Annotated in this window: 15 protein-coding genes; 8 read left to right on the top strand and 7 right to left on the bottom strand. The window is 41.6% G+C overall.

The features are described from left to right. Nucleotides 1-101: 101 nt before the first annotated feature. Nucleotides 102-1,280 carry a toxic anion resistance protein gene (locus tag DHX103_RS00550; RefSeq protein ID WP_422123335.1) on the bottom strand — a complete coding sequence of 393 codons (1,179 nt, stop codon included), beginning with the start codon at nucleotides 1,278-1,280 and terminating at the stop codon, nucleotides 102-104. After that, nucleotides 1,252-1,950, bottom strand: a complete 699-nt coding sequence (locus tag DHX103_RS00545) for a 5-bromo-4-chloroindolyl phosphate hydrolysis family protein (RefSeq protein WP_422123334.1) — start codon at nucleotides 1,948-1,950, stop codon at nucleotides 1,252-1,254. Before DHX103_RS00545 ends, DHX103_RS00550 begins: the two co-directional genes overlap by 29 nt. 422 nt (nucleotides 1,951-2,372) lie before the next feature. Between DHX103_RS00545 and DHX103_RS00540 the strand changes: the two genes are divergently transcribed. From DHX103_RS00540 to DHX103_RS00530, 3 genes are all read left to right on the top strand, one after another. Then, a complete protein-coding gene (locus DHX103_RS00540) occupies nucleotides 2,373-2,573 on the top strand; it encodes a cold-shock protein (protein WP_117301270.1) in 201 nt (66 codons plus the stop codon). Between the two features lie 161 nt (nucleotides 2,574-2,734). After that, a complete protein-coding gene (locus DHX103_RS00535; RefSeq protein WP_422123333.1) occupies nucleotides 2,735-2,959 on the top strand; it encodes a cold shock domain-containing protein in 225 nt (74 codons plus the stop codon). Between the two features lie 79 nt (nucleotides 2,960-3,038). Continuing rightward, a complete protein-coding gene (locus DHX103_RS00530; protein WP_422123332.1) occupies nucleotides 3,039-3,515 on the top strand; it encodes a YkvA family protein in 477 nt (158 codons plus the stop codon). 49 nt (nucleotides 3,516-3,564) lie between these two features. Here the strand turns inward: DHX103_RS00530 and DHX103_RS00525 are convergent, their stop codons facing one another. Together DHX103_RS00525 and DHX103_RS00520 are read right to left on the bottom strand one after the other, a co-directional pair. Next, on the bottom strand, nucleotides 3,565-5,172 hold the full coding sequence (locus DHX103_RS00525; protein WP_422123331.1) for an ABC-F family ATP-binding cassette domain-containing protein: 1,608 nt from the start codon (nucleotides 5,170-5,172) through the stop codon (nucleotides 3,565-3,567). A 447-nt stretch (nucleotides 5,173-5,619) separates the two neighbouring features. Next, nucleotides 5,620-5,856, bottom strand: coding sequence for a hypothetical protein (locus tag DHX103_RS00520; RefSeq protein WP_422123330.1), 237 nt, complete (start codon nucleotides 5,854-5,856; stop codon nucleotides 5,620-5,622). 90 nt (nucleotides 5,857-5,946) lie between these two features. Between DHX103_RS00520 and DHX103_RS00515 the strand changes: the two genes are divergently transcribed. The 3 genes from DHX103_RS00515 (at nucleotide 5,947) to DHX103_RS00505 (ending at nucleotide 8,702) form a co-directional block, all read left to right on the top strand. After that, nucleotides 5,947-7,131 carry a CynX/NimT family MFS transporter gene (locus DHX103_RS00515; RefSeq protein ID WP_422123329.1) on the top strand — a complete coding sequence of 395 codons (1,185 nt, stop codon included), beginning with the start codon at nucleotides 5,947-5,949 and terminating at the stop codon, nucleotides 7,129-7,131. A gap of 37 nt (nucleotides 7,132-7,168) precedes the next feature. Beyond that, nucleotides 7,169-7,669, top strand: coding sequence for a GNAT family N-acetyltransferase (locus tag DHX103_RS00510; RefSeq protein ID WP_422123328.1), 501 nt, complete (start codon nucleotides 7,169-7,171; stop codon nucleotides 7,667-7,669). 361 nt (nucleotides 7,670-8,030) lie between these two features. Beyond that, nucleotides 8,031-8,702, top strand: coding sequence for a tetratricopeptide repeat protein (locus tag DHX103_RS00505; RefSeq protein WP_422123327.1), 672 nt, complete (start codon nucleotides 8,031-8,033; stop codon nucleotides 8,700-8,702). Between the two features lie 198 nt (nucleotides 8,703-8,900). Here the strand turns inward: DHX103_RS00505 and DHX103_RS00500 are convergent, their stop codons facing one another. Beyond that, entirely contained in the window at nucleotides 8,901-9,263 is a 363-nt protein-coding gene (locus DHX103_RS00500) for a hypothetical protein (RefSeq protein WP_422123326.1), read from the bottom strand. Nucleotides 9,264-9,430: 167 nt separating this feature from the next. Between DHX103_RS00500 and DHX103_RS00495 the strand changes: the two genes are divergently transcribed. Continuing rightward, complete coding sequence (locus tag DHX103_RS00495) at nucleotides 9,431-9,919, top strand: hypothetical protein (protein ID WP_422123325.1); 489 nt, start codon at nucleotides 9,431-9,433, stop codon at nucleotides 9,917-9,919. 132 nt (nucleotides 9,920-10,051) lie between these two features. Here DHX103_RS00495 and DHX103_RS00490 read toward each other — a convergent pair whose 3' ends face one another. Continuing rightward, entirely contained in the window at nucleotides 10,052-10,501 is a 450-nt protein-coding gene (locus DHX103_RS00490; RefSeq protein WP_422123324.1) for a hypothetical protein, read from the bottom strand. Nucleotides 10,502-11,051: 550 nt separating this feature from the next. Next, nucleotides 11,052-11,567, bottom strand: coding sequence for a hypothetical protein (locus tag DHX103_RS00485; protein WP_422123323.1), 516 nt, complete (start codon nucleotides 11,565-11,567; stop codon nucleotides 11,052-11,054). A gap of 427 nt (nucleotides 11,568-11,994) precedes the next feature. On the opposite strand from DHX103_RS00485, the gene DHX103_RS00480 reads away from it, so the two are divergent. Continuing rightward, on the top strand, nucleotides 11,995-12,885 hold the full coding sequence (locus DHX103_RS00480; RefSeq protein WP_422123322.1) for a hypothetical protein: 891 nt from the start codon (nucleotides 11,995-11,997) through the stop codon (nucleotides 12,883-12,885). Nucleotides 12,886-13,653: the final 768 nt, after the last annotated feature.

The following is a 13,653-nucleotide window of genomic DNA, read 5'->3' as shown; positions in this document are numbered from 1 at the left end:
TCCGCAGCAGCCAAAATACTATCCGGAAGGTTAAAAAGGCTGCGGCGGCGTCCCATAAACGAAAAAATCCCGTGAAGCGCGTAGCTTCACGGGATTTCCTGTTATTCTTCTTTTGATTTTTCGCCTTCATGAATTGCCAGTAAGCGTTGCTTGAGTTCGGATTCCATCTTGCCGATTTCCAGTTCCGCGGCGCGGCGATTCTTCCGGCCTTCAGTCTGGATTTGCAGCGTCTCTTCAATGGTTGTTAAGAGATTTTCCTGCGTTTTCTTCAAGGTTTCGATTTCGATGATGCCGCGTTCATTTTCCTTGGCGGTTTCAATCGAATTCATTTTCAGCATCTCGGAATTCTTCAATAATAGCGTATTGGTCGTGGAAGTGACCTGTTTCTGGGCTTCGACGGCTTTCATCTGCTTATTGAGGGTCAAGGCAATGGCGATCTGATTTTTCCATAGCGGAATCGAAGTCATGATCGATGACTGGATTTTTTCAGCCAGCGTCTGGTTCGTCTGCTGGATCATCCGGATCTGCGGCGCACTTTGGATCGTGATTTGGCGTGATAATTGCAGATCATACAAACGTTTGTCCAGTCGGTCGACAAATTGCACCATGTCGTTGACTTCCTGGTAGGCCATCTGATCATCCGATGCTTCCGCTTTTCTGCGCAGGGCAGGGATGGTGTCGTTCAATATTTCATCGCGCTTCAATTCGGCAGCTGCGATATAGACATTCAAAGCCTGGAAATACATTTTGTTCTGGTCGTATAATTCTTCGAGCATCTGCACATCTTCCAGCAAACCGCGTTTGGAATGGTCCAGCTGGATGCTGATGCGGTCAACCTGTGTGCTGAGTTTTTGGTATTTGGTCATGATTTCCTGTACGGAATATTTGGCTTTGGCAAACAGTTTGCGGATGCCGGATTTTTTCGTTTCCGTCAGTTCTTCCGGATTCATTTCCTGCAATTTTTTCATCAAATCATGCAGGACATCGCCGACGGGGCCGATATCTTTTTGCTGCACATGGTCGAGCATCTTATGTGAGAAATTGCCAAGCTGGCTCTGCGCGTTGGCCCCGTAAGTCAGGATGGCTTCGTGATTGCCAGCAGGAATCTGCTTGGCCAGCTCCCGCGCTTTTTTCTTGTCTTCGTTGGATAACTTATCCATTAACAGGACCGGCCGGCCCGATTGCTGCTCGGCAGGTGATTGTTCCTTTTCCAGTTGAATGCCAAATGGCGATTCCAGCAAATCATCCAATTCACTTCGTGTCGATTGATTTTCGTTCATTTTCCACGTCTCCTTCGTCATCGGTCAAGGGTTGAACCAATAATTTTTGATTCTGATTTTTGGTGACAGCCAGTTGGGCGTAGTCGAGTTCCATCCGAAGTTGTTCTACATCGGCAGCCAGCACTTTCTTTAAATCATTTTCCATCACCCGGTTCATCGATTGCAAAGTTTCCCGCGTGTCCTGCAATGCAATGCGCATTTCGCGGTCTTTCACTGGTTGTCCTACGAGCAGAGAGTATTTCTGGGTCAATTCCACGGCGGTATCGAGATGCGAATAAAAGAAAGATTCCGCCAGATAAAATTTTCTGGGGTTCTGCTGAACGACCATGATGATCTTATTCGCTATTTTCGTCATCTCCATCAATTGCTTGAAAGAAGAGATGGAGCGGACGCTATAATAATGGCTTTGCAGTTTCTTGGTTTTCATTTTGGCTTCGTGCAATTGTTTGATCACGTGTTTATATTCGCTTCGTGTCATTCCAAGTTCTTTGGATGTAGAGGAGAATTGGACTTGTTTGATCGTTGAATTGCTCGCCAGATAGCTGCCGGCAGCAACTGCTCCTGAAGCGAGCAATCCGATTTCCGCACCCAGATACAGTACAGGAAATATCACTCCCATAAGCGGGAGGCTGACCGATTGGCGCCTGATAAAGTTTTGGACTCGCTTCATGCGAAAGTCACTCCTTCAATGCTTTTCCTTATATAGATACGATTGAACGCCGCGAAAGTTTCATCGGCAGTTTCTTTATCCCCATTTTACGGCAAAGGATGGGGCAATACAAACTTGAGAATCTCTGCTGGTGGACGATGCTTTTTGCTGGACAGATGCCATTGGATTTGGCAAAATGCAGGTAGATAAATTGTTTTTGGACGCTAAACAATATATCCGAAAAAAATAATTATAAATATTTAGATTTGTTTGACATTTACGTTCAATTCAGTTATTATAAAATAAATTAATACTTCTTCACCAAATACAGCTATTCACATATTCCAAAAAGTGATCAGTTAGTTATGGTACTTTTTGGAATATGTGAATTTTTTCGTGAAATTCCATATTGAAAATTTTTTATTACCAGGAGGTTTTTTAACATGCAAGAAGGAACAGTAAAATGGTTTAACTCAGAAAAAGGATTTGGCTTCATCGAAGTTGAAGGCGGAGATGACGTATTCGTACATTTCTCAGCGATCCAAGGCGATGGCTTTAAAACACTTGACGAAGGTCAAAAAGTGGAATTTGAAGTCGAGGAAGGCAACCGCGGACCTCAAGCTACTAACGTAACGAAAGTGTAATTCTCAGGAGCTGCTCATTGTGAGCGGCTCTTTTTTTGCAACATATAAATTTTGCCTGCGCTATTCAAAATCCTTCATTCACAGCGTTCACGTTTAAGAAACGGCGGAAGCAGGGTATTAATACTTTAGCGATGAACTATATATAATAGGAGGGTTTTAGAATGGCTGATGAAGTTATGGCAGGATCCGGTAAAGTGAAATGGTTTGATGGAGACAAGGGCTACGGCTATATTGTCGGTGAAGACGGTGAGGAATTTTTTGTGGAAACGATTTCCATTCATGCGGACCTCAGCGTGCTGATGCCCGGCCAGCAAGTCAAATTCAATATTGTGCAAGGCAATCCAAAACGGGAACGCATTGCAACGAATGTGACGCTGAAATTCTGACGTCTATCAAACATAACTTTATTTGCTGCCTGTATATGGGTATAGTAAGTATAAACGATACATCAAGGGGGAAAGAACAATGGTAAACGATCAGTTAAAAAAGCCGCTGCCAAGTGAAGGGGAACAGCGTGATTTCTATCAGAAGTTAAGATATAACATCCAGAATTGGGTGGAAGGGAAATCCGGTAAAAACAGCCGGTTCTTGAAATATGTTATGTTCGCACCGGATTTTTTCCATTTGCTCGCAAAACTGATGCTTGATAATCGCATTGAAACCAAAAGCAAGTCGTTGATCGGCGCGGGTATCCTTTATTTCTTTGCACCGGTTGATTTGTTGCCGGAGCTCATTATGGGGCCAGTCGGCTTTGCGGATGATGTGGTGGTAGCCGTATACATCGTAAACACTTTGTTGAACAAATATCCGAAAGAGATCATCGCGTCCCACTGGGCAGGCGATGAAGATTTATTGAAGGTAGTCGGTAAATTAGCCGGCACTGGAAACAAATGGGCATCACGCCTGCCAGCAGGTAAATTGGTCAAACGTTACCTGAAATAAAACACAAAAATCCCGCCACACTGTCATAGTGTGGCGGGATTTTTTTTGATCAGTTTGTGATGCCTTGTGCGTCTTTCCATTCCAGGAATTCATCGTAGCTCAATTGTTTGTCGAGGATTGAACCGTCTTCACGGATCTCAATCACACGGTTGGCAACTGTCTGGATAAACTGATGGTCATGGGAAGTGAAGACCATCGCGCCTTTGAAGGCGATCATGCCGTTGTTGAGTGCTTGAATCGATTCCAGGTCCAAGTGGTTGGTTGGTTCATCAAGCAACAGGACGTTGGCATGGGACAGCATCATTTTCGACAGCATGCAACGAACTTTTTCGCCACCGGACAAGACGGAAGGTTTCTTTTTCACTTCTTCACCGGAGAACAGCATTCTGCCGAGGAAGCCGCGAAGGAAAGTTTCACTTTCGTCTTCAGGTGAATATTGGCGCAGCCAGTCAACGAGGGAAGTCTCGCTGCCTTCGAAATAAGCAGAGTTATCTATCGGCAGGTAAGCGCGTGAAGTTGTTACACCCCAACGTGCATAGCCTTCAGCCGGCTCATCTTCTTCCGCAAGTATGCGAAGCAATGCAGATTTGGCAAGCGGGTCGCCCATCAAGACGATCTTATCGTCTTTGTTCATATTGAAGTTGACGCCATTCAAGAGTTTATTGCCATCAACTGTCTGGCTCAAATCTTTGACTGTCAAGACATCGTTGCCGATTTCGCGGGCAACGGTGAAGTTGACGAACGGATATTTTCTGGAAGAAGGGCGGATGTCGTCCAGCTCAATTTTATCGAGCATTTTCTTCCGTGAAGTTGCCTGCTTCGATTTGGAAGCATTCGCCGAGAAGCGGGCGATAAAGGCTTGCAATTCTTTGATCTTCTCTTCTTTTTTTGCATTTTGGTCGCCTGCTAAACGAGTCGCCAATTGGCTTGATTCGTACCAGAAATCGTAGTTTCCTACATATAGCTGGATTTTACCGAAGTCGAGATCGGCAATATGCGTGCAGACTTTGTTCAGGAAGTGACGGTCATGCGATACGACGATGACCGTATTTTCAAAGTTCATGAGGAAATCTTCCAGCCATTGAATTGCTTTTAAGTCCAAGTGGTTGGTAGGCTCATCCAGAAGAAGAACGTCCGGTTTGCCGAATAGGGCTTGTGCAAGAAGCACTTTCACTTTATCAGAACCTGACAGTTCCGCCATTTTTTTGTCGTGAAGGCTATCGGAAATCCCAAGGCCCTGCAACAGGATGGCAGCTTCAGACTCAGCTTCCCAACCGTTCAGCTCAGCGAATTCGCCTTCAAGTTCAGCTGCACGCATGCCGTCTTCATCTGAAAAGTCTTCTTTCATATAGATGGCGTTTTTCTCTGTCATGACTTCATACAATTTCTTATACCCCATCATCACGGTATCAAGAACTTGTTTTTCTTCGTATTCGAAGTGATCCTGTTTCAATACGGCCAGGCGTTCGCCTGAACCCATATAGACATTACCGGATTGGGTTTCAAGATCACCGGCAAGGATTTTGATGAACGTCGATTTACCGGCACCATTGGCTCCGATCAGTCCGTAGCAATTACCTGGGTTGAATTGGATGTTTACGTCTTCGAATAATTTACGGTCACCGAAACGCAAACTTACATCATTTACTGCTATCATTAATACGTACCTCCTAAATTTCACAATACTAATAGTATAGCACGAATCAGCCAAAAACAGATAGCATCTGAGCGCAGTGTTGGATAAACTGGTAGAGGGTGGTTAATAAACTATTTCTTACTATAAATTAAGAAAATTTTAGTAACCGACATTCCGCAAAACAGCTTCGCTTGCCTGGGGGCTCGCGCTGAGCTAACTCGGGCTCGTTTCACTTCGCCCGAGTGGATCTCAGCACTTCGCTTGGTCCCCATGGCGTCTTCGCTGTTTTGCTCCATATCTTAGAGACTCTCTCAAACAAAGCCACTCTCCCAGCGCCGGCGCGGCTTAGGAGCAGGCGAATGCCGACCGGAGCAATAAGACGAGTGCTCTTCTCGGCTTAATGTGAGAGGCTTGTCCGAAGCGGTATACAAATGCTAATTCTTTATTTCGATTTATATAGGTATATCACTAAGCCTTAAATTTTCTTTCCTTATAAGCTTCCAGCATGCCGAGGTCTTTGTTGAGTAGATATTCCATGCGTACATAATCACGCCGATTCGGGATATGTTCCGGAGTCAGGCCCTTCATCGTGAAGATGAAATAATAGCCGCCGATTTGGCGGAACCACACAACAACATGCGGGAACTCGTCGAAGATCGCTTTGATGTTATAACGCTTTGCATAGCTCCAGTTCACAAGTTTCATGAGAGTAACCGCCTTTCATTGCCTCTAGTTTAATAAATTTTTGCGGCGAACACAAGTTTGATTTACTGGTTTGGAAGGAGTGTGTCGATTTTGACTGAAAAGCAAAAAAAACCTGCGCTGGGCATCATGATATTGGCGATTTTGTTCGTTTCCGTCAATTTGCGTCCGGCCATATCATCCATTGGACCACTTCTTGACACCATCAGGGCAGACCTTTCTCTGACCAGCAGTGAAGTCAGCCTGTTGACATCGGTTCCCGTTTTTTGCATGGGCTTGTTTGCGCCACTCGCTGTCGTATTCAATAAAAAATTGGGATTGAAAAAATCCATCGCGATTCTGGTGGCAATGATCGGTTTGTTCACGCTGCTGCGTGGTATTTTGCCGACTTATCCGGTTTTATTGCTCAGCGCATTCTTTATCGGAATGGCGATCGCCATCATCAGTCCGCTGTTGTCGGCAATGATCAAACGGAATTTCCCGACACGCACCGCTTCCTTGATCGGCGTCTATTCATTTGGCATGGGGCTGGGAGCTACACTGGCCGCAGGTCTGACCGGTGTGTTCTATTCGATTGCCGGATGGCCGATTGCTTTGGCGAGCTGGGGGCTTCTTGCAATTGCCGCGATCTTTTTATGGCTGCGGGTCAAAGAGCCGGCTGCAGAAGTTTCCGAGCTGCCGCTGGAAGATACAGCCACAGTGTCGCCGTGGAAAAATCGGCGCGCCTGGTATATGCTGCTGTTTTTCGGCTTCCAGTCGGCCTTGTTCTTTTCGGTCATCACGTGGCTGGCACCGATCGCCATTGAAAAGGGCATGTCGATTCTGCTTGCCGGAGCGGTGCTGACGGTCATGTCGACGGTTCAGATTGCCTGTAATCTATCCCTTCCGCTGCTGCTGGAAAAATGGCCGAGCCGTCATTTATGGATTTTGGTCAGCCTGGGTTTTGGTGCTTTAGGCGTGCTGCTCCTGATGTTCGCGGATGCCGTATTTATTTGGCCGGCGGCAATTTGTCTCGGCATCATTCTCGGCGGATTATTCCCGCTCGCGTTGTTGATGCCGTTGGATGAAAACACATCACCGGACGACGTCAACAGCTGGTCGTCGATGATCCAATCGGGGGGCTATATCATCTCCGCGTTAACGCCTTTTGCCATCGGACTGTTCTACGACCGCTACCAAAACCACATGATTTCACTGAGCCTGTTCTTAGGATTTATTGTCATCCTGACGGTATTTGCCTTCCTGTTGAACAGCAAACCGCAAGCCGATGTACAATGAAAAACAGTTTGGCGTAAATAAAGAAAGGGGTGGCAACATGATGATTCGACATGCGAAAGCGGAGGATGCGGAAAAGTTGATTGAGCTGATAAAGGATGCCGAAAGTTCGGGATTTATGATGTTCGAACCGGGGGAGCGGAAAATTAATGCCGAGGCATTGAGTAGGCGGATTCAATCGATAGAAAGTGATCCGACATCCACAATCTTGCTGGCGGAAAAAGACGAAGACCTGCTGGGCTATCTGTTCGTCATCGGCAATACGCCGCAGCGGACCCTGCACAGCGTTTACCTGGCAATCGGCATCAGCGAAAAGAGCCGCGGGAAAGGTGTGGGAACAAAGCTGTTCGAACGGCTGGACGAGTGGGCATCGGAAAATAAAATCCGTCGGCTGGAGCTGACCGTCATGGTCAACAATCGGGCAGGTCTCGCGCTCTATCAAAAGATGGGTTTTATTATAGAAGGAATTAAAAAGAATTCGTTGAAAGTGGACGGGGAATACATAGATGAATATTATATGGCGAAGGTGAATGGTTCGTAAATTTGTGCAAGAAGGGAAAACTTGAAGGGATAATGGAGTCGTTTTTTAAAGTCGGCATAATTCTGAATAGTACTGGACAAGCGAAATGATAAGTTACTTTGCGTTTCGTAAATGTACCAAGGATTAAATGGACGTTCGTAAAGTGTTTTGACACATTTACGAACGTTTTTTTAATGGGGTTATAGGGGGGGAGCGTTCGTAAACGTGTACTTTTGCGAACGGTTTTTCTATAACTAATTTATCAATCAATAAAGGAAATATTTAGTAATATCTCGAATATATTTAAGTAGAATACACTTTTTTTGTTAACGACATGAACTATTCACGGAATCGGCTGGGTTCAAGGATTGGAGTGAATTAGATGCAGGAACTGGATGAGGCATTCGACTTTTTCGATAAAGGAGAATTTCAGCAAGCCGAAGAGATCTATCTATCATGTTTGAGAAGCATATCCGATAAAACCTCAGTTTCCTATAAAGCGGCTTTAAATGGAATTGGCTATGTCAAAAGCTTTCAAGGGCAGTTTGGAAAAGCCACTGCATACTATCAGGAACTGCTGGAGATTTCCAAAAGGGAATCCAACCTGAAAGAAGAAGCGATGGCTCTGCATCAACTGGGAATGGTAGGGCGAATGGCTGGGAATTATCAACAGGCCACGGAATTTTTTATTGCTGAAGGTGAAATCTGGACTCGCCATTTCCCTGACTTCTATGTCGGATTTGCTGCTAACTTTTATGAACGGGGTTCCATCGCTATAAAAGAGAAGAAATACACGGAAGCAACCATCCTATTGAAACAGTCACTGGAATATGCGGTCTTATCGAAAAGTTTGGTAGCCCAAGGCTGTGCGTATAGAGGGTTGGGGGAATTAGGAGTAGCGACATCCAAGTTTGAAAAAGCAGAAAATGCTTTCCAAAAAGCCCTCTCAGTATTTAAAGAAGCTGAAGATAGTGTTGCTGTAGAAGAAATGCAAAGTTTACTGGCAACCCCGTACGAAGGTATGAAAATACAGAACTATGGAAAAAATAGATAAGATAATGGAAGAACTAGTTGAAAATCAGGATGTTGAAGAAACAACAAATTGAGAATATATTGTGGGGCACTCCTGCAAGACCCTTTTAAATACGGTAGAACCAAAATAATTTAAAACATCAAAGATTTGAATGTAACTTATCTGCAGTTAAGTTACATTCGGGTCACAAATGCTATCAATATTTATATGCTGTATATTCTATTCGCTTGGCATATATCCAACGACTTTGTTTGTCTCAGCATCAACCAATATTTTAGGAGGAGCAACTACAGCATTTTCTATTTCCTCGAAGACAATGGCCAACGCTTCTTCTCCTTCATAAGACAAATCAAGTAATTCGTAGTCGCCATCAGCAATCACTGTTGTGACTTTGGCATTCTGCCAGTTTTCTTTTTTGGCTGTATCGTTCCAACCGTTCTCGTCAATGAAGATCCAAGCAGCTTCTCTTGCCTTGTTATAATCATCCACTTCGCTTTGACTATCTACATTTGAACTTTCGCAACCAACTAATAAAATAACCAAGAAAAATCTCAATACCCAATATAGAATTTTTTTCTCCACGATGTAATGACCTCCTTTTATTACTAGGCGTATAAGGACCAGATTAGTTTCATTTTAACGGTCCTTAAAGGTTGAAACGCTCTCCAATGCCGGGTTCTCAATAAGTCATCTTCTGTAACCAATGATTCATTTTCACGTCTAAACTTGAAATGAGGAGGAATAAGAAGATGAATGCCAAATTATTATTATGTATGCTGGTTATTTTTGTGATAGTTGGTTGTTCTCAAGAAAAGGAAGTTATTAAACATGAAGAAAACAATAGTACTTCTGTGGAAAATAGAAAGGACACCATTCAAAAACCACCCAACTTAAAAGTAAGTGTAAATGGAGAAGCGTTTATGGCTGCTTCGCATGGCTATTCGTGGAGTTATTATGATGAAGAAGAAAAGAGCATGGCCGGTATAGAGGCTGAAGTTGTAGCTGTTTCTGACTTAATCGGGAACCGGAAAGGTCCTGCCGTAAATCCGGATACCTCTATTGAACTTAAATTTGCAGAAGAACCAATCTCTTACGAGGTATATGTGTTGGGGTCTTTCCCTTCTAATAGGGGAACTGACGTAGTTTTAGATAAGCAAAGCGGGAGAACTATATATGAAGTTAAAGCCACTTGGGAACAAGGAACTGGATATTACGTTTTTCCTTTAACGATTGAATAGGCTCTTTCAACGTCAATTTACATTAATTGTTTGTTTTTGAATGTAACTTATTAGCAATCAAGTACATTCAAAACCCATAAAAAAGAGTCCTTGATCCTGTAATAGATCAGTAACTCTTCTTGTTTATCTTCTTTATTGTTCCTTGAAAAAAATCTTTTCTTCAACGGGTTTTCCAGCCTCATCCAGCCATTTAACGACAACGTAGGAACGATTTAAAACTTCGCCTATTTCTTTTTCACTTAACTTTTTTGTGTTGGACAGAACATGTCCTTCAAAACGGTAATTTTCGTTAGAACCATGCGCTTGCGTTAACACATCATGACTGACAGGATTGCTAAAAACAACTCGGCTTTCTTGAATTTCCTGCTGATCGGAGCTTGCAGCTAAAAAAGTAAAGTCAATTAGCCATTCTCCACGACTTTCTTTCTGGAGAGAATAATCGATTAACCATTCCTTCCCTTCAGCTGTCCCACTTAAAGAGCCTGCCCGTGTTACTTGATATTGGTGATTCATTGCTAAGCTTAGGACAATGATAACCAAGAGAGAGAAAAATATCTTTTTTCTGTTTGCCACAAATGCCATTTTGTCGCCTCCTTCACGGATTTGCCCAATAATTTACTGTCTTCTTTGCTTTGACTACTCTTGCACTGTTGCAATAACTATATCAATTTAGTTCCAGTAAAGTACCATTTTTATCAAGAAAATTTCCAGGATATTTTCAGTACTCGAATGTAAGATAATACTAATTAAGTTACATTCAAAGCCCTTATTTCACTGTATTTCGAAGTGAATTCAGCAAAAATTAAGTTACTAGAAAAAAGATACATTCATATGGCTGCTCTATAAAGTCATAAAGCTGGAATTCCAAAAAAATATGGAGTTTACATATCGATGTTCATCAGAAGGAAAGGAACTCCATTCAGGTTTCTTCCCTTTTTCGTTCGGATAAGGGTACTTTTACAAACGGTTATATTCAATTAACTTGTAGTTGAAATCTTCCTCCTTTAAAGGTGAAGGGGAGATGTTATTTGAAAATGTTAAAACTTCGTGAACTCGAACAATTCTTTAGGTCAGTTTTTCATGTGAACTAAAAACGCCAACCTGCTTAATGGATGACGTTCGAGATTTGTTTTTAATTGTTTCTGGAAATGGTGACAGTTTCATCAGGAGAAACGAACGTGTAAGAAATAACAGATTCCTCTAAAACCAAGGTATTGTCTACTAACTCTTCACTATCCACTTCTTGTATTTCTGAATTTGGCGATTCGTGCCTGTATCCATAAACCACTTTCGTTTCATCATTAATCTCTATTCTGTCGGAAGAAAATGCCTCTGTTTCGGAAGAGTTTGAAATTAAATTTGTTGTTCCTTTAGAATAAACCCACGTTCCATCTTCCTCATTAAATACCGCTAAACCTACACCTGTAGCATTTTCATCGTTATCGAGAGAATAAAAGACTAACTTTCCATACTCTGTTTCCGTTTCGGCGATCATCTCATTGAAATCATCCTGTATATTAGCAATTTGTTCTTCTGGTGTTCCTATTTCAGTCTCAGATTCAGCTGCTCCGTTGTTTGTTTCTTCCTGACAACCCGCTAGAAGAATAAATGTACCAAACATTATAGTGGCAAGACTTTTTCTAATCATTTAAATTTACCCCTTTCACATAATCGATTTTTCAAAAAAGGTATATAAATACATTATAACTTAATTTTTAACATAAAACTGGTAATTCATTTGAAAAGGATAGCTTAAAATATCTTTTGTAAATGGATTAGAAGGGAGTTCTGATGGAATTTTCAGCTGACATATCAACACATATCGGAAGGGATGGAGCTGGAAAAAGCTTCTTCCTTTTTTGTCTGTATAAGTTTACTATTACGAATGGTTTTAATTAACTAAACTTATTAATTAACCGGCTCAATATCAGTTTCAACGGGGATACTTCAGTAAGAGCACGCCGGATTGTGAAAAATTCACCTATTTAATATAATTCCATTTATTTACTTAAACTTAGACTATAATTAAGTAATAAAATATTACTTAATATGAATACAAAGCTAAGAGGTGTCCTATGAAGAAATCAATCAAGTTGGTATTTTTTAGTATAGCAATATTTTTTTTCGCTAGTTTTCTCCTGCTTTTAGGTGGTAGCTTCTTGCTTTATAAGGGCGTCACAACGGATCTTGATATAGAACTTACTTATTTCGAAACAATGGAAATATGGTTGAATCGAAATGCAGAAAAGGAGTCTGTGAAGGAAGTCAAAGAGACCTACTTACAAGAAGATTACCATCATGTTTCCATTTATTATAAAGAGGATTTTCAGGATCTTTTGCCCATTACACGAGAAACGCTTGACCTGGCTTTTGCAAAAACTGAAGCATTATTCGGAAAAATTAGCTATGAACCGGTTGATTTTATTCTTGTTGAGGATGGCGTAGAACTGGCGAAGATTTCAGGCAAAGAAGACCTCGGTGGGTTTTATACAGAGATTGATAGGGTTTTCGCTATTCAATATTATGACAAGGAGCTTATTTTAGAAAGAGATGAATTTCCCTTGTATATCTTTCAGGAAATTATTCTTCATGAATACACCCACTATGCATTTGCTCGTAAAACCCATGAGTTAGAAAAATACCCTGAATGGTTTACAGAAGGTGTGGCTGAATATGTAACAGACGAAGGGTGGGGAGCATCTATACATGCTTTTGAACTTATCCCTTTCGCTCAGCTGATCACCCAAGAACAATGGGAAGAAGCCAAAACTATGGCTGGAACCGATAATTATGCACAGAGTTACTATGCGGTTAAATATCTAATAGACGAATATGGTGTAGGGGTAATAAGCGAAATAATGGATTCGGTCAATAAAACGAAGGATTTTGAACAGAGTTTTAAAAAAATAACTGGATTAACGATCAGTGAATTAGAGAAAGTAAATCTGGAGACTCAAAAATATTGATCTATATAGTTTACATATCATGAATTTAGCGGTTTTTAGACTTTCAAAAAGACTGAAGCAAATGGAAATCCGTCTGCTTCAGTCTTTTTGATCTATTCGTATTCATCATATTGAGGGGATCAGGAAAATTAGTATTATCATACTCAGTACGGTCCAAACGAAAGATAACTCAATCTTCTTTTCTTTGGAAAGGTTCCTCTTTACTTTATGTATGATGGACAACACGAAAAGGTTCAGCAGGAATAAAAAATAAAAAATGAATAGATACAAAATCCAACGATTTGCTACTATTACATCACTTAAAGGCGTAAAAATAACAACAATAATAAAAATAAGGATGGATAGGATGAAAAGAAATGCCAGAAGAATATTCATCTTTTCCCACAAAGGATGAGACAAGAATAGGTCGCTTTTTTTACTGTGGAATATTAAAAATAGGCTGATTAAACTGGAGCCGATTAAAATGAACGTCAAAACCAATAAAAATGAAATGTATGGACCTGAAGATAGTATGCTGCTGATTTGAAGCGAAAAGATTTCTGCAATAAATATCAGGGAAACCATACCGAATATTGCAGCCCCTTGAAAAAGAGTCCATTTTGAAAACAACATTTTATTACCTCATTTCTTTTACTTATCAAACAAAAACCATCTGTAGATTCTTACCGTCTGTTTTCTTGCAATGGACGAATTCCCACAGTTTGAAAGTCACGCTGGGAGATAAAATAAGCCATCGTAGCGATAAGTAAGAAAACAATGAAGTTCAAT

Origin of the sequence: Planococcus daihaiensis, from assembly GCF_049262615.1 — a bacterium.
Lineage (GTDB): Bacteria > Bacillota > Bacilli > Bacillales_A > Planococcaceae > Planococcus.
Note: the sequence above shows the minus strand (reverse complement) of the source record. Positions and strands in the feature narration are given on the sequence as shown.